A 22,318-nucleotide genomic window follows, 5' to 3' on the forward strand; every position below is an offset into this window, starting at 1 on the left:
GAACAGAAAAGGCTCGGTATGAGCCGCTCCATTGAGCGCGCCACCCCCATCAGACCGCAATCCACCAATCGCAAAACGACCCGGCGAAGTCTCCCTCGCCGGGTCGTTTTCAAATAAGCAAACAGCTTTGATATCAGCTTGCGGCGCTGGCCTGGATGGTGGTGCGCTCGGCCAGCAACTGGCGGACGGTCGCCATGTGGTCGGTCAGCTCGCCGATCGCTTCGTCGAGCAACTGGCGCTGCTTGTGCAGGCGGCCGAGCTGCTTGTCCGACTTGTCGAGCGTCAGGCGCAGCTGCTTGGCGTTGGTGCCGGTCGGATCGTACAGGTCGATCATCTGCTTGACGTCACGCAGCGAGAAACCAACCTTCCTGCCGAGCAGGATCAGCTTCAGCCGCGCACGGTCGCGACGGGTGTAAAGGCGCGTCGCACCCTCACGCTTGGGGTTGAGCAACCCCTTGTCTTCGTAAAAGCGCAACGTCCGCAACGTCACGCCATACTGCTTCGCCATCTCTCCAATGCGGACATAGTCCTCGCTGGAAAGATTGTTTTCATTGGCCGCAACGTCGGCGACCGACACAAGCTTCATCATCTTCTCTGCAATCCCCAATTGCGAGCACGGCGGCAGAGCCGGCCAGTGCTCTGATGGAAGCCGCAGGGGGCGGGGCTTCCGATCGTGGTTTCTATGTAAATGCTTCCTTAAGACGGCGATCTGCACACGTCTTACGTTTACGTAAATGCTATAACGACACCGCCTACCCTACGCAAGGGAAATCTGGCCGATTTGACCGTTCCGGTGGTTACACAACGTCGCAGTTTCTTAAGCTTGGTTAAGAGCTTGTTTACCACGTTGAGGGAAATGTACCCGTGTCGGTTCCCCCGTGAGCATCATGTATTGGATTGTTCACGGTTTCGGAAGGCGGCGAAAGGCCTCAGGAAACCCAGTTCCGTGGCATCTCGCGCCTCTGTTCCCGGCAAGGATTTGAGACTTCTGGTTCCAGCACCAGCACTCTGACCAACGGGCGTTTCGATGAACAACAAGCGGTCCTATCTCGACACCCTGAATGAAGGCAGGCAGCGCCGCCCGCATGCTTCGCTCGACCAGCTCAACCGCTCCTTGGAAAATCTCGAAGCGCGGCTCGAACGCACGCGCGAGGAAGCTGCCGAATCCTACCGCGCGCCGCAACGGCAAACGCCCCCGGCCGGCTACACGCCGCGCGGCGAGTTTGGCCGCAGCGCACCCTACGAACGGCCCTACCAGACGATCGCGCGCGACATCGACCGCGCCCGCGGCCAGGAAGACGGCATCGCCGCCGCCGGCAAGATCGCCAACGAATTGCGCGCGCTGCGCGAAGAGATGCGCCACCAGATGACGTCTGGGCTGCAACGCGAATTCGACCTGCTGCGCAAGGACATCGACCGCGCCAGCCAGGCAGGCGCTGCCGGCTCCCACGCCGTCGAACTCGGGCTTGAGCTGGAGCGGCTGTCGGGCGCCATCCACTCGCTCGCCGAACGCAGCGACGACAAGAGCGTCAACACGCTGCGCCTCGAACTCGAACAGGTCCGTCGCTCGCTCGGCGATCTGGCGCGCGAAGAGACAGTGCTTTCGGTCGATCGCCGCTGGGACGATTTCGACCGCCGCTGGACCGATTTTGCCGACCGCATGTCGGCAGATGCGCGCCAGCGCCCGGCAGATCCTGCCCTTGCAGCGCTCGCTGGCCGCCTCGAACAGATCAACGACGCCGTCAACAACCTGCCCGAATCGCTGTCGCTGCGCTCCATCGAAGAAAAGGTCCGCACACTTGCTGGTGCCGTCGACCAGTTCGTGCGCCAGCGCGACAGCCATGGCGAGGAGATGTTCAGCCTCATCGACGAACGCCTCGACGAAATCTCGCGTGCCATCGTCGCATCGACCGTCGCTGCCCAGACGCCGCACTTCAACCCCGAGCCGTTCGAGCGGATCGAGGTGCGCATCGCAGCCCTTGCCCACCAGATCGAGGAGATCACAGCCGACCAGCCGACGGCCGAGATCATCGAGTGCCTCAACGAGCTCTCCAATCGTGTCGACGGCATCGCCGCGCGCAGCGAAATCCCCGAGCAGGCCGTCGAGCGCCTTGGCCGGCAGATCTCGCTGATCGCCGACAAGATCGAGCGCACGCCCGCCGCACCTGATGCCGGCCTCATCTTCCAGGGCATCGAGCAGCGCTTCGATGCGCTCGCCGAGGTGTTCGAGCGCCGCCAGGGCGACGCTTTCGAACATGGCAACACGCTGTTTCGCGATCTCGAACGCCGCCTTGAAGATTTGGGCGAACGCCTCGACCGTCAGGCGGCCCAACCGGTCGCCGATCAGTCTGGCATCATGGAAGCCATCGACGCGCGCTTCACTGCTTTTGCCCAGCGGCTTGAGACCAACCGCGCCGACCCTGCCACCGAGCTTGCCATGCGCGGGCTCGAAGCCCGTCTCGAAGACATCTCCGGCCGCATCGAAATGTCGGCGGCGCAGGTAGCGAGCATCGACCCGAGCCTGATCCGCAGCCTGGAAGCCCAGGTCAGCGAATTGTCGAGCCACCTCGCGCGTCCCGGCGCGCCGCTGCCCGAGCTCGAAGACATCCGTCCGCGCATCGACGAGATCGAACGCTCGATCGCCGGCAACCACCACGCCCTTGTCGAAGCTGCCCGCCAGGCCGCCGAAGATGCTGTGCGCTCCTTCTCCGGCTCGACCACCGAGACCGCCGCTGTGGCAGGGCTTGCGCAGGACCTCAAGGCGCTGGAGACGCTGACCCGCCGCTCCGACGAGCGCAACGGCAAGACCTTCGAGGCGATCCACGACACGCTGCTCAAGATCGTCGACCGGCTCGGTTCACTCGAACCCAGCGAGCCGGCACTTGTCGAGGCGCCTGCTTCCGTCGCCGAATTGTTGTCGACCACCATGCTGTCGCCGGCACCGAAATTGGCGCTCAGCGAAACGCCATCGCTCGATTCGGAAGCACCAGCGCCGCTGCCCGACGCCAATGCCACCTTTGGCCGCCGCTCCGATCAAGCCGAACGTCCGTTGGAGAGCGAACGCGCGACCCGTAGCCCGGCACAGGCAGCCGCCGAAGCGGCCGCTGCGATCGAGGCCTTCGACGTCGTCCGCACGGACAAGAAAGAGCCAAAGCCGGCCAAGACCTCGATGCTCGGCGGTCTTGCGCGCGCTTTCGCCAGCAAGAAGGCCAAGCAAGAGACCATTATCGCGGTAGCTGCCGAGCCTGTCGTCGAGACGCCTGCGCCAAGCGTCATGCTCGACGCGCCGCTCGATCCCAAGATTGCCAACCGCCCGCTGGAGCCGGGCTCCGGTGCACCTGACCTCAACGCCATCATGCGCCGCGTCCGCGACGAGCGTGGCGAAATTGTGCGTCCCAATGAGCCCGACGCGGCGAAGTCCGACTTCATCGCCGCTGCCCGACGCGCGGCTCAGGCAGCCGCCGCCGAGGCCGATGCGCTCAAGCGCACTTCCGACTTCAAGGGCCCGGTGCGCGCGCTGCGCATCGGCGATCTCATCAAGTCCCGCCGCAAATCGGTTCTCATGGCCGTCGGCGCGGTAATGCTGGCGCTCGCCGGCATGCAGCTCGGCAAGGCCTTCCTCAACGACCCGGTCGAAACGGCAAGCATCACCGTTGCACCTTCTTCCGCCCAGCCGGTCCAGGTCGCGGTCGCAGCTCCTGCCAAGCCCATCGCGGAAACTGCCGCTCCGGTTCGCAATGTCGAAAAGCCCGAGGTCGCGCAAGCTCCCGCCGCAGCACCTGACATGATCGCCGAGGCGATACAGGATACGGCACCGGCCGATGTCATGCTCGACCATGCCAGCACGCAGTCCATTCCAGCACAGCCTGTAGTGACCGAGGCGATCAAACCAACACCGACACCTGCCGCCTTGATGGCCGAAGCTGTCGGTCCGGCGCCACTGCGCGATGCGGCCAATGCCGGCGACGCCAAGGCGCTGTTTGAAATCGGCTCACGCTACGCCGAAGCACGCGGCACAAGCGCGGACATGAAAGCCGCCGCCCAGTGGTACGAAAAGTCGGCCGAACTTGGCTTCGCGCCGGCGCAGTACCGCATCGGCAACATGTATGAGAAGGGCATCGGCGTCGACCGCGACGCCGTCAAGGCCAAGACCTGGTACCAGCTCGCCGCGGCCCAGGGCAACGCCAGCGCCATGCACAATCTGGCCGTGCTGCTTGCCATGGGCGCGGACGGCACCGTCGACAACGACTCGGCCAACCGCTGGTTCGTCAGTGCGGCCGAACTCGGCGTCAAGGACAGCCAGTTCAATCTCGGCATCCTCGCCGCCAAGGGCGTCGGCATGAAGCAGAACCTCGAAGAGTCCTACAAGTGGTTCGCGCTGGTCGCCAAGCAGGGCGACAATGACGCGGCTTCCAAGCGCGACGAGATCGCCAAGGCACTCAGCCCCGACCAGCTCAAGCGCGCCAAGGAGACGACAGCACTTTGGCAGCCCAAGGCACTGGACCCTGCCTCCAACTCGGTCGCGGTGCCAGAGGCATGGCAGGACGCGCCGGCCGCCAAGGTCGACATGAAAAAGGCCGTGCAGAACATCCAGTCGATCCTCGGCAAGAGCGGCTACGAGGTGGGCAAGCCCGACGGCGTGATGGGCCAGAAGACCAAGGACGCCATCGCCGCGTTCCAGAAAGACAACGCCATGGCCCCCACCGGCGAGGTCGATGGCCCACTGGTCGAGGCTTTGCTGGCGCGTAAATAATTCACCATCACCAGCTTTCTGCAGCCCGCCTTTACCGGAGGGTTAACTGATTGAGTTATTTTTCGTTTGTGCTCGGCGAAGTTTGACTTCGCCGCAATGTCGGCGCAAGTACCCGGTAGCCAACAAGCTCCCAGGGATGGGCGTCGGCAACAATTCAATTTGCAGAGACTGACGGGTGGGCATCTATCTCCCGATTGCGGAAATGTCGGTCAATGTGTTCGTGCTCCTGGCAATGGGCGCGGCGGTCGGCTTCCTGTCGGGCATGTTCGGGGTCGGCGGCGGCTTTCTCATCACGCCCCTCCTGATCTTCTACAACATCCCCCCCGCCATCGCGGTTGCCACCGGCGCCAACCAGGTCATCGCCTCGTCCTTTTCCGGCGCGCTTGCCCATCTCAAGCGCGGTACGCTCGACTTCAAGCTCGGCACCATATTGCTGATCGGCGGCATAGCCGGCTCGGCCGCCGGTGGCTTCGTCTTTGCGCTGCTTCGCGCGCTTGGCCAGCTCGACCTGTTCATCTCGCTGCTCTACGTCGTCTTTTTGGGCACCGTCGGCGGGCTGATGCTGATCGAAAGCGTCAACGCGCTGCGCCTGACCAAGGGCGGGGTGCCGCCGGCGCTGAAGAAATCGGGCCAGCACAACTGGATCCACCGCCTGCCCTTCAAGATGCGCTTCCGCACCTCGAAGCTGTTCGTCTCCGTCATCCCGGTGCTCGGCATCGGTGCCGGCATCGGTTTTCTGTCCGCCATCATGGGCGTTGGCGGCGGCTTCATCATGGTGCCGGCGCTGATCTACCTGCTCAAGGTGCCGACCAACATCGTCGTCGGCACGTCGCTGTTCCAGATCGTCGTCGTTTCGGCCTTCACCACGCTGGTGCACTCGACCACCAACCAGACCGTCGACATCGTGCTCGCTCTGGTGCTGATGATCGGCGGCGTCGCGGGTGCGCAATACGGCGCCAAGGCAGGCCAGAAACTGCGCGGCGAACAGCTGCGCGCATTGCTGGCACTGCTGGTTCTGGCGGTCGCCTTGCGGCTCGGCTTCGACCTGTTCGTCAGGCCGCAGAACCTCTATTCGCTGACCGGCGTGAGCGGGCTGATATGATGCGGGCGGCACTGCTTGCAGCCCTGCTCCTGACTGCCGCCCTTCCGGCGCGCGCCCAGGAAGCGGCGCATCCCGAAAGCATCCAGATCGGTCTGTCGACCGACCGCGTCGCCATCACGGCCAATTTCGCTGGTGCCGATCTCACCATCTTCGGCGCGCTCGAAAACGCCGACCCGCTGATCAACCGCCAGGGCCGCTACGACGTCTATGTCGTGCTCGAAGGTCCAGCGCGACCGGTTGTGGTGCGCCGCAAGAGCCGCGTGCTCGGCATGTGGATCAACACCCAGTCCGAAACCTTCACCAACGTGCCTATGTCTTATTCCGTGGCGACCACGCGTCAGCCGCAGGACATCACCGATCCCAACAACTACCGGCAGCTGTCACTCGGCGCGACCAACATCTACATGGAGCCCGAGGACAAGCGCGACAGCCCGCTGACCATCCAGGAATTCACCGACGCGCTGCGTGAACGCAAGCAGGCGATGGGGCTCTACAGCGACAATATCGGCGGCGTGCAGTTCCTGTCGCAAAGCCTGTTCCGCGCCACGCTGCACCTCGCCCCCAATGTGCCGGTGGGCACCCACAAGGCGCGTGCCTTCCTGTTCCGCAACGGCCTGTTCATCAAGGAAACCTCGGCGCAACTGGCCATCGTCAAGTCGGGTTTCGAGCAGACCATCTTTCGCTTCGCCACCGACCACGGTTTCGGCTACGGCCTGTTTGCCATTGGCCTTGCCATGCTCACCGGCTGGCTCGGCAGGATCATCTTCAGGAAAGATTGAAAGGCGACGCCGGCGCGCCCCGCCTCAAAGAGAGGCGCGCGCTGAACCGTCAGTCGCAACGCGACATGGCTACAGCCATCGCCGTACCCGCAACCGGTAGCCACGGTAGACGTCGCCGAACTTGCGCTCAAGATAGGCCTCCTCGCGGGCCACGACGCCATATCGGATGGTGAGCGCGAATGGCACCAGCGTCATCAGCAGCCAGAGATTGTCCAACGCGATGGCGAGAGCGACCAGCCCCAGCAGCATGCCGAGATAGATGGGGTTGCGGGTGAAGCGATAGGGTCCGCTCTCGACGATGGTGATGGTCGGCAGGTTGGTGGGAACGTTCGAACCGGCCCTGGTCATCGTAACGATGGCCCAGGCAAACAACACCAGTGCGAGCGTGAATAAAATCGCCCCAAACCAGCCCGTAGGCAGATAAGCCGGCAGAAACGGCAAGGGAATGAGCCAGTGCAACACAAGCCCGGCAATAACGGCCAGCCCCCATGCGATCGGCGGCCGGATGATGACTTGAGCGGTGTCAGCCGTGTTGTTCATCGTATGACCCGAACCCAGGTCCTTGTTCAAGATCGCATCCAGACTATTGCAAACTGCTTCCGACGCCAATCTCGATCGGCGTGCAACCAAGCTGCATTCAACCACGATACCTTCGGCGGCTGCCGAAGCGGGAAGAATCACCCCGGCCTGAGCAGCGCCCCGGCAATCGCATAGACCCTGCTGGTGCCGATCATGTAGGCGGTCAGCGCATCATCGCGGAACATGCCCTTGTAGGCACGGTCGAGCACGTTGAGCGAACCGGTGAACGAGCCGAAAGCCGGCATCACCAGCCTGGAACCGTCACCGGCAAAACAGCGCCGCCTGACCGAACGGCCGCGCTGGACGATGCGCGCGCAAGGGTGCAGATGCCCCGCCACCTCGCCCTCGGCCTGGCCCTTCGACGGCTCATGGCGAAACGCCAGCCCGCCGACCGCCAGTTCCTGCACCGTCTCGCCGGGCAGATCGTCGGGCGCTTCGGGATCGTGATTGCCAGCAACCCAGAACCAGTCGCGGCCCTTCATCATGCCGACCAGGCTGTCGCGGAACGGCTCTGGCAGGCGCGCCGCACCCTCGCCATCATGAAAGCTGTCGCCAAGGCTGACGATGGTCTTGGGCGCATAATCCTCGACGACCGATGCCAGCCGCACAAGCGTCGCGGCCGTGTCGTAGGGCGGGATCAGCCGGCCGCGACGGGCAAAGGAAGAACCCTTTTCGAGATGCAAATCTGAGACGACGAGAAGGCCGATATCAGGGAAATGCAATGCCCCGCGCTGATCGCAGACCGCGCGCACGCCTGCGATGGCGATTGCTTCGCCGCCGGCCCTTACCAAATCACGCGCGGCAATGTTCATGCGCTTCCCATCGCCTCTTCGATCAGGTCCGCCGCCTCGAGCAGCAGCGTATCGTTGGCCTCGCCATTGACCGGTTCCCTGCCGATTTCCAGCATCACCGGCACCGCCAGCGGCGAGATCTGGTCGAGCATCTTATGGACGATTCGCCCGCGAATGCGCGAGAGCATCTCGGCCAGCCTCCTGACATCGAGCAGTCCGGATGCCGCATCGGCCCGCGTCGCCTTGAGCAGGATGTGGTCGGGCTCATGGCTGCGCAAGACGTCATAAATGAGGTCGGCCGAAACCGTTATCTGCCGCCCGTTCTTTTCCTGGCCGGGAAAGCGTTTTTCGATCAAGCCTGATATGACAGCGCAGTTGCGGAAGGTGCGCTTGAGCAGCCAGCTGTCGGCGAGCCAAGCCTCCAGGTCGTCGCCCAGCATGTCCTCATCGAACAATTCGGCGAGCGAGGGCTGCTTGTTCTTGAACATGTGACCGAGATCGCCGAGCGCCCAAATGGCCAGCGAATAGTCGGTGGCAACAAAACCCAGCGGTCGCGCGCCGGCACGCTCCAATCGCCTTGTCAGCAACATGCCGAGTGTCTGGTGCGCCAGCCGGCCCTCGAAGGGATAGGCCACCATGTAGTGGCGCTCGCCGCGCGGAAAGGTCTCGATCAAGAGATCCTCGCGCCGCGGCAGGATCGATTTCAGCTGCTGCATGCGCAGCCAGTCCGACACCTGGTCGGGCAGCGCCTTCCAGCGCGCGGGGTCCGCCAACATGCCGCGCACCTGTTCGGCGAGATAGGTCGACAGCGGAAACTTGCCGCCGGCATAAGAGGGCACCAGCACGTTGCCGCCACCGCCGGTGGAGACGTAACATTCGTTTTCGCGGATGCCTTCGAAGCGCAGCACCTTGCCGGCGAAGATGAACATGTCGCCGATCGACAGTGTTTCGACGAAATACTCCTCGATCTTGCCGAGCGCGCGTCCGCCGCGCAAGGCGAGCGACTGGGCACTGCCCGCGCCCGGCTTGCCCTTGGCGCGGGTGAAGCGGACATTCAGCATCGGCGCTTCGATGATGGTGCCGACATTGAGCCGGTATTGCTGGGCAACGCGCGGATGCGACACCCGCCAAGTGCCGTCCTTGGTCAGGCGGATGCGGGCGTAGCGCTCATAGGTTCGCAGCGCGTAGCCGCCGGTGGCGACAAAATCGACGACACGGTCAAAGGTGTCGCGGTCAAGCGCTGAATAAGGTGCCGCACCCCTCACCTCACTGAACAGGTCGTCGGCGCGGAAAGGCGCACCGCACGCGCAGCCCAGTACATGCTGTGCCAACACGTCGAGCGCGCCTTCGATCAGCGGTGGGGTGTCCTGCGCGCCGAGATAATTGGCCTCAAGGGCCGCCCGGCACTCCAGCACCTCGAAGCGGTTGGCCGGCACCAATATCGCCTTGCTCGGCTCGTCCATGCGGTGGTTGGCACGGCCAATGCGCTGGGCAAGGCGGCTCGCGCCTTTCGGCGCGCCGACATGCACCACGAGATCGACATCGCCCCAGTCGATGCCCAGATCTAGCGTCGAGGTCGCCACCATAGCCCTCAGCGCATTGTCGGCCATCGCCTTTTCGACGCGGCGGCGCTGGCCGACGTCGAGCGAGCCGTGATGCAACGCGATCGGCAGATTGTGGTCGTTGATCCGCCACAGCTCCTGAAACAGCAATTCGGCCTGGCTGCGCGTGTTGACGAATAAAAGCGTCGTACGGTGCTTGCGGATCGCCTCATAGACATCGGGAATGGCATAACGCGCCGAATGCCCCGACCACGGCACGTGCTCCTCGGAATCGAGGATCGATATCTCCGGCTTGGCGCCACCCGACACCGTGATCAGCTCGGCCATCTCGCCTGATGGGTTCTGGTTGACTAGCCAGCGCCGCAACTCGTCCGGCTGGGCCACCGTCGCCGACAGTCCTATCGCCTGAAGGTCGGGCACGAAGGCGCGGAGCCGCGCCAGCCCGAGCGACAGCAGATGACCGCGCTTGGAGGTCACCAGCGAGTGCAACTCATCGAGCACGATGTAGCGCAGGTCGGCGAAAAAACGCTCGGCGTCAGGCGAGGCGATCAGCAGCGCCAATTGCTCGGGCGTCGTGAGCAGGATTTCAGGCGGCGACAGTTTTTGCCGCGTGCGCTTGTGCGCTGGCGTGTCGCCGGTGCGCGTTTCCATCGTGATCGGCAGGCCGATCTCGGCGACCGGCTTGCCGAGATTGCGCTCGATGTCGACGGCCAGCGCCTTGAGCGGCGAGATGTAGAGGGTGTGCACGCCGCGTTGCATCTCGCCTGGCCCGCGTTTTGGACGCGTAGCGAGGTCGGTCAGCGACGGCAGGAAACCGGCCAGGGTCTTGCCTGCGCCAGTCGGCGCGATCAGGAGCACCGAATTGCCCTGCTGGGCTGTGGCGAGCAGATCAAGCTGATGGGCGCGCGGCGACCAGCCGCGCTCGGTGAACCATCGCAAGAATGGTTCCGGCAGCATGGCAGCAGTCGTACTCGGCTCCAGTCTCGCTTGGCTCGTCACGCCACAGACCTAACGCGGGCGTGCGGCAACGCCAAGCGGAATCTGGAACAAAAAGGGATCAAGAGATGGAGGACGACCAGATCAACTGAAACGCCCCCCTCTGCCCTGCCGGGCATCTCCCCCTCAAGGGGGGAGATTGGCAGCGGCCGCCTCGCCGCCCGTTCGGCAACGCTGAGATGATTGGCGCTACGGGCAACGCGACTGATCTCTCCACTTGAGGGGGAGATGCCCGGCAGGGCAGAGGGGGGGCGTGAAGGAGTGCGACCCATCCGGCTTGCGTCTTCGCCATAGCCGCGTCACATACGGACACCTGCACAAACCGAGCCCGCCCGCATGACCGACATCGCCTCACACGAAGCCCGTATCGCTGAACTTGAAAAGCTCGTTCGCGAGCTTCAGGCCCAGCTGGAAGCCGTCCAGAAACAAATGGGCATCACAGCCAAGCCGGCGGAAAAACAGCTGCGGTCGCGCGGCATGCTCGGCAATCCAAAAGCGCGTTAGCCCTCCCTCTCCGTCACCACGATCAGCCCCTCCACCGGCTCGCGGCGGTCCTGCCGGATCACGGCGCGCTCCAGCGAAACCAGATTCAGCCCGGCAGCGGCAATCAGGCCGTGCACATAGGCTTCCGAGTGAGCATAGCGGCGCGACGGCTGCAACTCGAAGGCGCCCTCGCCGGCAAACCGCTCGACCGAAAAGGCAAACAGTCCGCCYGGCGCCAGCATGCCGCTTGCGCTCGCAAACACCCGGTCGAGCCCTCCGAGATACATGAACACATCCGCCGCGGTAATCAGGTCGGCCCTGTCGCCATCTGGCTGGAATTCCTGCAGGTCGGCCTTTTCAAGCCTGTCGTAAACACCCTTGTCGCGCGCCTTGCGCAGCATTTCGGCCGATATGTCGTAACCGTCCAGCCGTGTCGCCACCGGCCTCAGCTTGACGCCCATAAGCCCGGTGCCGCAGCCGAGGTCGATGGCATGTTCGAACCGCGCTCGCCCCGTGGCGGCAATCGCCGCCGTCAGTAGTTCCGGCACGCGGTAATGCAGCGTCTCGACCAGCGCATGATCGAATTTGTCGGCATATTGGTCGAACAAGGTCTCGACGAAAGCGCTCGGCGGGCTTTCGCTCATAGGTCCCGCACCGATCAACTGCAGCTTGAGCGCGGCCCCTGGCCGATCCGCCGGTTCGAGTTTCAGCGACATACGCCAGGCTTCGGCTGCGGCGCCAAGCGCTCCGGCCGCCTCCTGCATCTCGCCGAGGCGAAACCAGCCCATCGCCCATTTCGGCGCTATCTCCAGCGCGCCCAGCATCAGCTCGGCGGCGGCGGCATGCTCGCCCGAGCCGAACAGCATTTCAGCATAGTCCGCCCGCCGGTCGGCAAGCAGGTCGTTGGAAGAGAGCTGCAACAGCGTCAAGCGCGGCATCCACAATGAGGAGGGTGGCGCGCATTACTGCCAAAGCGGCCTTCCACGCAAGCGCCAAATGCCTATCTTGGAACAATGCGTGCCAGCGACCTGCTTCATCCCCGCCTCGAGGGGCTTTATTGCCCGCCCGGCGATTTCTACATCGACCCAGTGCGGGCGGTAGAGCGCGCGCTCATCACCCATGGCCATTCCGACCATGCCCGGCCCGGCCACGCCAAGGTGCTGGCGACGCAACAGACCCTCGACATCATGGCCATACGCTGCGGGCCAGGCTTTGCCGGGACAACGCAGGCCATGGCGTTTGGCGAGAAACTCAAACTCGGCGACGTCAGGATCTCGTTTCATCCGGCCGGCCATGTGCTCGGCTCGGCCCAGATTTCGGTCGAGCACAATGGCATCCGCATCGTAGCTTCAGGCGACTACAAGCGTGCCAAGGATCCCACCTGTACGCCCTTCGAGGTCGTGCCATGCGACGTCTTCATCACGGAGGCGACCTTCGGGCTGCCGGTGTTCCGTCACCCGGATGCAGCTGACGAGATCGGCAAGCTATTGAAGTCGGCACAGCAGTTTCCAGAGCGCGCCCATCTCGTCGGCGCCTATGCGCTCGGCAAGGCGCAACGCGTCATGCGCCTGCTGCGCGACCAGGGCTACGACAAGCCGATCTACATCCACGGCGCCATCGCCAGGCTCAGCGAATATTACGAGAGCCAGGGTGTAGCGCTCGGCGACTTGCAGCCGGCGACTGTCGAGGGCGGCGACAAGCGCGATTTCGCCGGCGCGATTGTCGTGGCACCCTCGTCGAGTTTCGCCGACCGCTGGGCGCGGCGTTTTCCCGACCCGCTCACCTGTTTCGCCTCGGGCTGGATGCGCATCCGCCAGCGCGCCAAGCAAGGCGGCGTCGAGCTGCCGCTGATCATCTCCGACCATTCCGATTGGAACGAGCTGACCGAAACGATCAAGGACACCGGCGCCGGCGAGGTCTGGGTCACCCACGGCCGCGAGGAAGTGCTGGTGCGCTGGTGCGAGCTGAATGGCATTGCGGCCCGGCCCTTGCACCTCGTCGGCTATGAGGATGAGGGGGATTGATGATGCTCAGGAAGGTTGCATTCCGTCCCACCCCCCTCTGGCCTGCCGGCCATCTCCCCCGCAAGGGGGGAGGTCAACTAACCTCGGCCTCCGTGCCAGTTGCCAGCATGACAAGGTGGAGGCAGGTAGCCACGCTGGCTGATCTCCCCCCTCGCGGGGGAGATGGCCGGCAGGCCAGAGGGGGGTGGGACAGCACGCGACGCCGATCGGGGACGCCTCTCCTATGAACCGCTTCGCCGAGCTCCTCGATCGCCTCGTGCTGACGCCGTCGCGCAATGGCAAGCTCAAGCTCATCACCGACTATTTCCGCGACGTCGAGGACCCCGACCGCGGGCTGGCCCTTGCCGCCCTCACCGGCGATCTCAACATCGCATCGGTCAAGCCCGCCATGCTGCGCCAGCTGGTGGCCGAGCGCATGGATCCCATCCTCTTCGGCTACTCCTACGACTATGTCGGCGACCTCGCCGAGACGGTCTCGCTGGTCTGGCCGGAAGTACCAGACCAGCGCCCCAACCACGACATCTCGCTTGCCGAAGTGGTCGAAAAGCTGCAATCGGCCAGCCGCTCCGACGGCCCCGCCGTGCTCGCCCGGCTGCTCGACCAGGCAGCTATTTCGGCCCGCTATGCCATCATCAAGCTGGTCACCGGCGGCCTGCGCATCGGCGTGTCGGCGAGGCTTGCCAAGCAGGCACTTGCCGATCTCGGCAAGGTTGACGTGTCGGAAATCGAGGAACTCTGGCACGGCCTCACTGCGCCCTACATCGAGCTGTTCGCCTGGCTGGAAGGCAAAACGCCGAAGCCTGAGAAAACTGCAAAGGCGCTGTTCCGCCCGGTCATGCTGTCCAACCCGCTCAGTGACGGCGACCTCGAAAAGCTTGCGCCAGCCGACTACGCCGCCGAATGGAAATGGGATGGCATCCGCGTCCAGGCGGTCTCAGAAGGTGGCATCCGCCGGCTCTACTCGCGTACCGGCGACGATGTGTCAGGTGCTTTCCCCGACGTCGTGGCCGCCATGGATTTCAATGCTGCGCTCGACGGCGAACTCCTCGTCGGCGTGCCGGCCGAAGCCACCGGCACTTTCTCCGACCTGCAGCAGCGGCTCAACCGCAAGACCGTCTCGCCCAAGATGCAGACGCAATATCCGGCCTTCGTGCGTTGCTACGACCTGCTCCAGCTTGATGGCGAGGACCTGCGCGGCCTGCCCTTCACCGCGCGCCGCGAGCGGCTCGAAGCCTTCATCGCCACGCTCGATCCCACCCGCTTCGACCTGTCGCCGCTGGTGCCGTTCGGCGATTGGGCAGCACTCGAAGAGATGCGCCGCATACCGCCTCATCCGATCATCGAGGGCGTGATGCTGAAGCGGCTCGATTCGCCCTATCTCGCCGGCCGCCCCAAGGGGCCCTGGTTCAAGTGGAAGCGCGATCCGCACACTGTCGACGCGGTGCTGATGTATGCCCAGCGTGGCCACGGCAAGCGCTCGAGCTTTTATTCCGACTACACATTCGGGGTCTGGTCGGGTGCCGAGGGCGCTGAGGAATTGGTGCCGGTCGGCAAGGCCTATTTCGGCTTCACCGACGAGGAGCTGAGGCAGATCGACAAATATGTCCGCGACAACACCATCGAACGTTTCGGCCCGGTGCGCTCGGTGCGTGCCGACAGGAAAAACGGGCTGGTGCTGGAAGTCGCCTTCGAAGGCCTCAACCGCTCGACGCGCCACAAGTCGGGCGTCGCCATGCGCTTTCCCCGGATATCGCGGCTGCGCTGGGACAAGCCGCCTGATGAAGCCGACCGCATCGAGACGCTGCAGGCGCTGCTCGATTAAAGCATGATCCCGAAAAGTGGCCGCCGGTTTTCGGACAAGATCATGCTCAAATAACGTTCTACTCGGTCACCGAGACCCTGATCTGGTAGATGTCGACCGCCTTGCCTTCCTTGGCGAAGTCCGAATTGATGGCGATGGTGCCGGCAGCACCCGGCTTCTTGTCAGGCACGTCCATCTCGAACAGATATTCACCGCGCTGGTAGCTGACGATGTAGCGCTTGCGGCCGCAATCGCCGAGCTCGCCGAAATTGCAGTCGACGGCCATCTGCGTTTCCTGGCCGTCTTCGGCGCGGGCGACGATGTCGAAGACCGCATGCTTGCCGGCGATCTGCTCGAGCACGCCCTGGCCGACATCGAAGCTGACGGCCGAACCTGATGTGCCCGAACGAATGCGCAGATAGCTGCCGGTATCGTCCTTGGCGATTTCGGCCGTCGTGCCGTTGGGCGCGCTCACACCGGTCGAATCGGTGGGCGTGAAGACGGTGATCCAGTTGCGCGCCTGATCGACCTCTCCGGGGCGTGCCGGGCCCGCATTGGTGCCGTCAGGCGAAAAATCCTCGCTCTCGAGCTGCTTGGGGGGATTGTGCACCGAGGTGTCGATCTCGGCGGCCGATTTGAACAGATCGGTCTGCACGGCCCACCAAGCGCCGATACCACCCATGGAAAGCAGGGTGACGGCAAAGAAAATCGCCGCGAAAGGCCGCCGCTTTTCGGCGCGCGCGCTGGCGCGGTCGGCCGCGCGTCGCTCGGCCCTGCTGCGCTTTTCGGAAAGCTCGATCGGCGGGCCGCCGGGCAAGGTCGCATCGGGCATGATATCGGGCACGACAGGCGTCACGCCTTTTGCCGGCTTTCCGATCGAGACCGACGGCGCCTTGGGCGCGCCATTGCCGTTGAGCGACACTTCCGGTGCCGAGGCCGGGTTGGCCGAGCCGATGGAGACCTCGGGGCCTGCCGGCATGAACTCCGATTCGATCTCGGTGATCGTCGCCTGCAGCGCCTTGCGGCGGTTGATCGCCACTTCCACGGTCATGGCCGGGTTGTTCTTGAGAGCACGGTCAAGCGCGGCAAAGGCCGCGCGATAGACCTTTTCGCGAAACTCGCGGTTCTCGGGATCGCCTTTTTCGAAAGCGTTCCGGATCGCCTTTTCGATCGAATCCAATCGATTTTCCTCGCAACGGCGCCTGTGTTGCCAGATGGTTAGCGGCAGAGAGGGCATCAATCAACGGCGCTGTTGGCGTTTTGTCGGCCAAAACAGGATGCAATGCCCCTTGGGGCGGGCAAAACAAGTGCGCCAGGCGCCCAAGCCTGTACATTGTGGACAGCGCTCGATCTGCTATATGGAGTGACGTTTACGGAAACGTCAAAATCGAGAGCCGGGAGAAAAGCGTGGCGCTGCCTGACATCCTCAAGAAGAACTTGCGCATCCCCGTGGTCGGCGCACCTTTGTTCATCATCTCGCATCCGCCTCTGGTGCTGGCGCAGTGCAAGGCCGGAATCGTCGGCTCCTTCCCCGCGCTCAACGCCCGGCCCGAGGCACAGCTCGACGAGTGGCTGGCCATGGTCACAGAAGACCTCGCCACCCATGACGCCGCCAACCCGGATCGCCCGGCAGCACCCTTTGCCGTCAACCAGATCGTCCACAAGTCCAACAAGCGCCTCGAACACGACCTGCGCCTGTGCGTGAAGTACAAGGTGCCGATCGTCATCTCCTCGCTCGGCGCGGTCGAAGAGGTCAACCAGGCCGTCCATTCTTATGGCGGCATCGTTTTGCACGACATCATCCACGACCGCCACGCCCGCAAGGCAATCAAGATGGGGGCCGACGGGCTGATCGCCGTTGCCACCGGGGCCGGCGGCCATGCCGGCACGCTTTCACCCTTCGCGCTGATCCAGGAAATCCGCCAATGGTTCGACGGCCCGCTGCTTTTGTCGGGCGCAATCGCCAATGGCGGTGCAGTGCTCGCAGCCCAAGCGATGGGGGCTGACCTCGCTTACATCGGCTCGCCCTTCATCGCCACCGAGGAGGCGCGCGCTGCCGACGCCTACAAGCAGATGATCGTCGACTCCAAGGCCGCCGACATCGTCTACTCCAACCTGTTCACCGGCATCCACGGCAACTACCTCAAGGGCTCAGTCCGCGCCGCCGGCATGGACCCCGACAACCTCGCCGTCTCCGATCCGACGCAGATGGATTTCGAAGGCGACAACAAATACAAGGCCTGGAAGGACATCTGGGGCTGCGGCCAGGGCATCGGTGCCATCGACAAGGTCATGCCGGTTGCCGAACTGGTCGAGCGCCTGGCCAGCGAGTACGCCGCCGCCAAGGCCCGCCTCGTGGGCTGAGGTACAACAATGGCGGGCTGAGCCGGCAAGCCTGCGATGACGGGTTATCGCCGCTGCTCAAAACCGTCAGAAGGTGTCTTGAAATCCGAGCGCAATGAAGTTATCACGCGCTCATTGCCTCGCACCTTCCGGGTCGCGAAGCATGGAAGCCGCTTTAGCTCAGTTGGTAGAGCATCGCATTCGTAATGCGGGGGTCAGGTGTTCGAGTCACCTAAGCGGCACCATTTTTCCCGTTTTCATCAGTCGCTGAGTCACTAGCAATGCACGAAGCTGCGCTGCTTGGCGGCGTCGTTTGCAGTGGCTGCTCGTTGCTGGCGGTCGCTGCGCAGCCACCTGCGCCATTTCATATGTGGCATCAGCCCTGCAAATCCGAAATCGAGGCGCGCCGCCCGGCGGGCTGGGCCAGCCGGGCGGCGCAGTTTCTATGGTTTGGCAAGCTCGAGCGATGCCCGTGCGCTGCTTACCAGGATGGAATCAGGGCGCCCTTGAACTCGTCGTTGATGAACGACTTGATGCTTTCGTCATGGTAGGACTCGACTAGCGTCTTGACCCATGGCGCGTCCTTGTCGGCGCTGCGCACGACGATCACATTGGCATAGGGCGACTCGCTACCTTCGATTGCGATGGCGTCGTTCTTCGGATGCAGGCCCGCTTCCAGCGCGAAGTTGGTGTTGATGACCGCCGCATCGACATCGTCCAGCGAACGCGGCAGCTGGGCCGCGTCGAGTTCGGCGAACTGAATGTTCTTGGGATTTTCGGTGATGTCGGCGGGGCCCGCCTTCAGACCCACTTCCGGATTGACCTTGATGAGGCCTTCCTTGGCGAGAACCAGAAGCGCGCGRCCGCCATTGGTCGGGTCGTTCGGGATSGCGACGGTTGCGCCTTCGGCGAGCTCGCCGAGGCTCTTCACCTTCTTGGAATAGACGCCCATAGGGGTGGTGATGGTCTTGCCGACGCTGACAAGGTCGAAACCGCGATCGGCGATCTGGTTGTCGAGATAGGGCTGGTGCTGGAAGGAGTTGGCGTTGAGATCGCCGTCGGCCAGCGCCTGGTTCGGTACCACGTAGTCCGAAAATTCCAGGATCTCGATGTTGAGACCATTCTTGGCGGCGACTTCCTTGACCTTTTCCATGATCTGAGCGTGCTCGCCGGGCGTAACGCCGACCTTGATGTCTTCGGCRAGCGCCGGGACGCTGATGAGGGCAGCAAGAGCCGCCGAGACGAGGAACTTCATCATAGTTTTCTCCTTGATGATGACATGACTTGGGAGGGGTTGAATCAACTCTTGCGGTTGCGCTTGTCAAAGCGACGGGCAAGGGCGTCGCCTGCGCTCTGGACGAGTTGCACGAGGACGATCAGCATCACCACAACGGCCAGCATGACTTCCGGCATAAAGCGCTGGTAACCGTAGCGGATGCCGAGATCGCCGAGGCCGCCGCCACCGACCGCGCCGACCATCGCCGAAAAGCCGATCAGGCTGACAATGGTCATAGTGAAGGCGAGCAAGATGGCCGGGCGCGCTTCGGCGAGAAGCACCTTGAAAACGATTTGCATCGGCGTCGCCCCCATGGCGCGAGCCGCTTCGATGAGCCCTTTGTCAACATCGCGTACTGCGGCCTCCACCAGGCGCGCGAAGAACGGAACTGTGGCGATGGTCAGGGGCACTATGGCCGCGGTGGTACCGATCGACGTGCCTGTCAGGAGGCGCGTGAAGGGGATAATGGCAACGACGAGGATAATGAAGGGCGTCGATCGCGCGGCGTTGACGACGAGCCCGATCGCGTGGTTGAGCGCCGGCGCGGGGAAGAGTTCGTTCCTGGCGCTGGTAGCGAGAAAGACGCCGATCGGCAGGCCGATCAGGGAGCCGATGAGGCCGGATACGGCCACCATGTGCAGCGTCTGCAGCAGCGATTTCCAGAGCACGTCGAAAAGCATCTCAGGCGACATAGCCGAGCACCTCCGTGGCAAGGCCCGTGGCCACATAAAAGCGGCTGGCGCGGTCAAGAATCTCTGGTGTCGCCGGATAGGCGACGACGAGCGTCCCGAAAGGTTCCCCCGCGATCTCCTCGATGGCACCCGCGAGGATGTTGACGTTTCCGCCAATCTCCGTGACCAGCTGCGCCGTCAGCGGCTGGAAGGCCGTCGCGCCGAAGAAGGTGAGCCGCACGAGAATGCGGTCGCCCGCCGAAGGCGCGGCCTTCACTCCGGCACGCAGCCATTCCGGCAGGGAAATGCCGAGCGTTGAGGAGAGGAGGATCTTCGTCGTCTCGTGCTTCGGAGCGGTGAAGATGTCGAAGGTCCGGCCCTGCTCGACGATTTGTCCCTTGTCGATGACGGCGACGTGCGAGGCAATGGTTTTGACTACCTCCATCTCATGGGTGATCAACAGCACCGTCAGGCCGAGATCGGCATTGATCTGCTTCAGCAGCGCCAGGATCGACTGGGTGGTTTCTGGGTCGAGCGCGGAGGTCGCCTCGTCGGAAAGCAGGAGTTTGGGCGAGGTCGCCAGCGCCCGCGCAATGCCGACGCGCTGCTTCTGCCCGCCGGAGAGTTCCGACGGATAGCGGTCGACCTTGTCGCCAAGCCCGACGAGATCAAGCAGTGGGTCGACCTTCCCTTTGATCGCGGCACGATCCAGCCCGGCGACCTCCAGCGGCAATGCGATATTGTCGAAAGCAGTACGCGAGGACAGCAGGTTGAAGTGTTGGAAGATCATCCCGACCTCGCGCCGCAGACCGCGCAGGCCAGCCTCGTTCAGCTCCCCAACCTCGGTGCCGTCCACCACCACCTTGCCCGAACTCGCCTTTTCAAGGCCGTTGACGAGCCGGATGAGCGTGGACTTGCCGGCACCGGAGCGGCCGATGATGCCGGTGATCTCCCCTCGGCCGACGGTCATGTCCACGCCATCGAGCGCGGTGAAGGATTTCGCACCGTCGCCGAAGCGCTTGGTCACGCCCTCGAACGCGACCATGGGCGCGGCTTGCGCGCGCTCATGGCGAGCCCCGTCGGCCGCTGCAATTGGCAATTTCATAATTAGCTCACGTTTTAGTCAGGTCACCCGGGCGAGATAGCATCGCCACAGCGTCATACGAAGGCGCTACGCATTCGATGACGGGTGACTAATCGTAGCATGCAATCAACCTTGATCTCGCGTGCCTGGGGCCGGCAGACGCTCCATTGCCCCGATTTGGCGGGATCCGACAGGAATGGAATTCTCAAGATCGGCCATTCAGGAGAATATCTCTGCAAAACGCCCGTTCGGGACCGTCATCCGCCGGCTGTTGCTCACCACCAACCGGCCGGAAGCGGCATCCCGCAGGATATTTCAGCCTGCAGGTAGTGGTGTTTGCGGCGCCGAGGCCGTCATCATGCGCTGCGACTTCCACCGGCCAACACATGAGGCGATGCTGTCAGCGGCTGGCTGCCGCTGAAACAAACGAAACACGCCTTCGGCGCTACAGAAAAACACCTGAAATGGAAGCGGAGTAGGACGGGAAGTGCCGCGAGTGCGGCATGTTCAACCGGCGAAACGCAATGACTGACCGCCAGGACAAAAACCTCTTGGCCGAGGCGCTGATGCGTTTTGCTCCGAAACACGAGAGTTCAAAATGCTGAAGTCAACTGCTTCGCCTGACTTTCCCGAGCGGCTCCGCGCGAGCCTCATCGGCCAAGATCACCCAGACTATGACGCGGCTCGCACGCTCTACAACGCCATGATCGACAAGCGGCCGCGCTGGATCGTCCCTTGCGCCGAGGTTGCCGACGTGGTCGCCGCCGTCAATCATGCCCGAGACAAGCAATTGCTCGTTGCCATTCGCGGCGGCGGCCACAACGGTCCGGGCTTCGGCAGTTGCGACGGCGGCATGGTCATCGACATGTCGCCGATGAAGCGGATCGATATCGATCCCGCCACGCGCACGGTCCACGTCGAGGCCGGCTGCACCCAAGGCGACGTCGACCGCGCCACCAGCGAGCACGGGCTTGCGGTCCCGGCGGGCATCGTCTCGACGACAGGCATCGCCGGACTGACGCTGGGCGGCGGCACCGGCTATCTCACGCGCAAGCACGGGCTCACCATCGACAACCTGCTTGCCGCCGAGGTCGTGCTAGCCGACGGCAGCGTTGTCACGGCAAGCAAGGACGAAAATCCGGAGCTGTTTTGGGCGCTACGCGGCGGCGGTGGCAATTTCGGCGTCGTGACGCGCTTCACATTCCAGGCGCATCCGGCGAAGGACGTTTATGCCGGGCCGATCTTCTACGACATCGCCCATGCCGCCGAGATCATGCGCTGGTATCGCGGCTTCCTGCCGAAAGCGCCGCGTGAACTCGCGATGTTCTTCGGGATCAAGACGGTGCCCTCCTGCGATCCGTTCCCGCGCGAGATCTGGGGCAAGCGGATCTGTGCGCTCATCAGCTGCTACAACGGCACCGAGGAGGACGGCATCCAGGCGATGCAGCCCGCCCGCGACGCGCTGCCCAAGCCGCTGATGGACGGCATGATGCAGGTGCCCTTCGTCGGCCTCCAGGCGTTGTTCGATCCACTGCTGCCGAAGGGGCTGCAGTGGTACTGGAAGGGCGACTATGTCGACGAGCTGTCCGATGCGGCAATCGCTGCCCATGTCGAGCACGGCTCGAAGAGCCCGAGCGAGCTGTCGCTGATGCATCTCTATCCCATCGACGGAGCGGTCCACGACGTGGCTGCTGATGCAACCGCCTGGGGTGCGCGGCGAGCCCGCTGGTCGATGGTTATCGCCGGCATCGATCCCGACCCTGGCAAGGCGCCGGAGCTGAAGCGCTGGGCTGGCGCGTATTGGGCGGCGGTGCACAAGCACAATGCGCATGGCGGCGCCTATATCAACTTCATGATGGACGATGAGGGCGAGGCGCGCGTGCGTGCCGCCTATGGCGCCAATTATGGGCGGCTCGCCGCAGCCAAGCACAAATACGATCCGAAGAACCTCTTCCGGGTCAACCAGAACATCCGGCCATAAGCCGAAGCTGAGCCTGTCCGTCCTTGGGTCCACGTCCGAGGGCGGACAGGCTTGTCGCATGAGAAAACCAGGGCCGCGTGCAGCGGCCCTGCT

The 22,318-nt window shown here is 63.7% G+C and carries 17 protein-coding genes and 1 tRNA gene; 9 read left to right on the forward strand and 9 right to left on the reverse strand.

Going from position 1 to position 22,318, the window contains the following annotated elements; all coding sequences use genetic code 11:
• Positions 1-133: 133 nt before the first annotated feature.
• On the reverse strand, positions 134-586 hold the full coding sequence (locus AC1DWF_RS05030; protein ID WP_476781792.1) for a MerR family transcriptional regulator: 453 nt from the start codon (positions 584-586) through the stop codon (positions 134-136).
• 441 nt (positions 587-1,027) lie between these two features.
• Here AC1DWF_RS05030 and AC1DWF_RS05035 point away from each other — a divergent pair, with 441 nt between their 5' ends.
• The 3 genes from AC1DWF_RS05035 to AC1DWF_RS05045 all read left to right on the forward strand — a co-directional run bounded on the left by AC1DWF_RS05035 (position 1,028) and on the right by AC1DWF_RS05045 (position 6,634).
• Entirely contained in the window at positions 1,028-4,753 is a 3,726-nt protein-coding gene (locus AC1DWF_RS05035) for a peptidoglycan-binding protein (protein WP_476781764.1), read from the forward strand.
• A gap of 175 nt (positions 4,754-4,928) precedes the next feature.
• Positions 4,929-5,855, forward strand: a complete 927-nt coding sequence (locus tag AC1DWF_RS05040) for a sulfite exporter TauE/SafE family protein (RefSeq protein ID WP_476781765.1) — start codon at positions 4,929-4,931, stop codon at positions 5,853-5,855.
• Complete coding sequence (locus AC1DWF_RS05045) at positions 5,852-6,634, forward strand: TIGR02186 family protein (RefSeq protein ID WP_476781766.1); 783 nt, start codon at positions 5,852-5,854, stop codon at positions 6,632-6,634. Before AC1DWF_RS05040 ends, AC1DWF_RS05045 begins: the two co-directional genes overlap by 4 nt.
• 69 nt (positions 6,635-6,703) lie before the next feature.
• Here AC1DWF_RS05045 and AC1DWF_RS05050 read toward each other — a convergent pair whose 3' ends face one another.
• The 3 genes from AC1DWF_RS05050 to AC1DWF_RS05060 all read right to left on the reverse strand — a co-directional run bounded on the left by AC1DWF_RS05050 (position 6,704) and on the right by AC1DWF_RS05060 (position 10,523).
• The gene (locus tag AC1DWF_RS05050; protein WP_476781767.1) at positions 6,704-7,204 is read right to left on the reverse strand and encodes a methyltransferase family protein; all 501 of its coding nucleotides are present in this window, start codon (positions 7,202-7,204) and stop codon (positions 6,704-6,706) included.
• 107 nt (positions 7,205-7,311) lie between these two features.
• Positions 7,312-8,025 carry a ligase-associated DNA damage response endonuclease PdeM gene (pdeM, locus tag AC1DWF_RS05055; RefSeq protein WP_476781768.1) on the reverse strand — a complete coding sequence of 238 codons (714 nt, stop codon included), beginning with the start codon at positions 8,023-8,025 and terminating at the stop codon, positions 7,312-7,314.
• Positions 8,022-10,523, reverse strand: a complete 2,502-nt coding sequence (locus AC1DWF_RS05060; protein WP_476788758.1) for a ligase-associated DNA damage response DEXH box helicase — start codon at positions 10,521-10,523, stop codon at positions 8,022-8,024. The genes pdeM and AC1DWF_RS05060 overlap by 4 nt, the downstream gene beginning before the upstream one ends.
• 375 nt (positions 10,524-10,898) lie before the next feature.
• Between AC1DWF_RS05060 and AC1DWF_RS05065 the strand changes: the two genes are divergently transcribed.
• The gene (locus tag AC1DWF_RS05065) at positions 10,899-11,066 is read left to right on the forward strand and encodes a hypothetical protein (RefSeq protein WP_476781770.1); all 168 of its coding nucleotides are present in this window, start codon (positions 10,899-10,901) and stop codon (positions 11,064-11,066) included.
• On the opposite strand, the gene AC1DWF_RS05070 is transcribed toward AC1DWF_RS05065, so the two are convergent.
• Positions 11,063-11,974 carry a methyltransferase gene (locus AC1DWF_RS05070; protein WP_476781771.1) on the reverse strand — a complete coding sequence of 304 codons (912 nt, stop codon included), beginning with the start codon at positions 11,972-11,974 and terminating at the stop codon, positions 11,063-11,065. The genes AC1DWF_RS05065 and AC1DWF_RS05070 overlap by 4 nt on opposite strands.
• 84 nt (positions 11,975-12,058) lie before the next feature.
• Between AC1DWF_RS05070 and AC1DWF_RS05075 the strand changes: the two genes are divergently transcribed.
• Both AC1DWF_RS05075 and AC1DWF_RS05080 read left to right on the forward strand, forming a co-directional pair.
• Positions 12,059-13,069, forward strand: coding sequence for a ligase-associated DNA damage response exonuclease (locus AC1DWF_RS05075; protein WP_476788759.1), 1,011 nt, complete (start codon positions 12,059-12,061; stop codon positions 13,067-13,069).
• A gap of 223 nt (positions 13,070-13,292) precedes the next feature.
• Positions 13,293-14,891 carry a cisplatin damage response ATP-dependent DNA ligase gene (locus AC1DWF_RS05080; protein ID WP_476781773.1) on the forward strand — a complete coding sequence of 533 codons (1,599 nt, stop codon included), beginning with the start codon at positions 13,293-13,295 and terminating at the stop codon, positions 14,889-14,891.
• A 58-nt stretch (positions 14,892-14,949) separates the two neighbouring features.
• Here the strand turns inward: AC1DWF_RS05080 and AC1DWF_RS05085 are convergent, their stop codons facing one another.
• Positions 14,950-16,050, reverse strand: coding sequence for a hypothetical protein (locus AC1DWF_RS05085; RefSeq protein ID WP_476788760.1), 1,101 nt, complete (start codon positions 16,048-16,050; stop codon positions 14,950-14,952).
• A gap of 227 nt (positions 16,051-16,277) precedes the next feature.
• Between AC1DWF_RS05085 and AC1DWF_RS05090 the strand changes: the two genes are divergently transcribed.
• Positions 16,278-17,234 (forward strand): NAD(P)H-dependent flavin oxidoreductase, encoded by a 957-nt coding sequence (locus AC1DWF_RS05090; RefSeq protein WP_476804362.1) that lies wholly within the window; start codon positions 16,278-16,280, stop codon positions 17,232-17,234.
• Positions 17,235-17,382: 148 nt separating this feature from the next.
• Positions 17,383-17,458: transfer RNA gene (locus AC1DWF_RS05095), tRNA-Thr, on the forward strand.
• A 236-nt stretch (positions 17,459-17,694) separates the two neighbouring features.
• On the opposite strand, the gene AC1DWF_RS05100 is transcribed toward AC1DWF_RS05095, so the two are convergent.
• Genes AC1DWF_RS05100 through AC1DWF_RS05110 form a run of 3 tightly spaced genes read right to left on the reverse strand, consistent with a single transcriptional unit; the run spans position 17,695 to position 20,205 of the window.
• On the reverse strand, positions 17,695-18,471 hold the full coding sequence (locus AC1DWF_RS05100; protein ID WP_476781776.1) for a MetQ/NlpA family ABC transporter substrate-binding protein: 777 nt from the start codon (positions 18,469-18,471) through the stop codon (positions 17,695-17,697).
• A gap of 41 nt (positions 18,472-18,512) precedes the next feature.
• Positions 18,513-19,181 (reverse strand): methionine ABC transporter permease, encoded by a 669-nt coding sequence (locus tag AC1DWF_RS05105; RefSeq protein WP_476781777.1) that lies wholly within the window; start codon positions 19,179-19,181, stop codon positions 18,513-18,515.
• Positions 19,171-20,205, reverse strand: coding sequence for a methionine ABC transporter ATP-binding protein (locus AC1DWF_RS05110; protein WP_476788773.1), 1,035 nt, complete (start codon positions 20,203-20,205; stop codon positions 19,171-19,173). Before AC1DWF_RS05110 ends, AC1DWF_RS05105 begins: the two co-directional genes overlap by 11 nt.
• A gap of 637 nt (positions 20,206-20,842) precedes the next feature.
• Here AC1DWF_RS05110 and AC1DWF_RS05115 point away from each other — a divergent pair.
• A complete protein-coding gene (locus AC1DWF_RS05115) occupies positions 20,843-22,225 on the forward strand; it encodes an FAD-binding oxidoreductase (RefSeq protein ID WP_476788763.1) in 1,383 nt (460 codons plus the stop codon).
• The last annotated feature ends 93 nt before the right edge of the window (positions 22,226-22,318 follow it).

The organism is Aminobacter sp. P4_D5 (assembly GCF_056401815.1).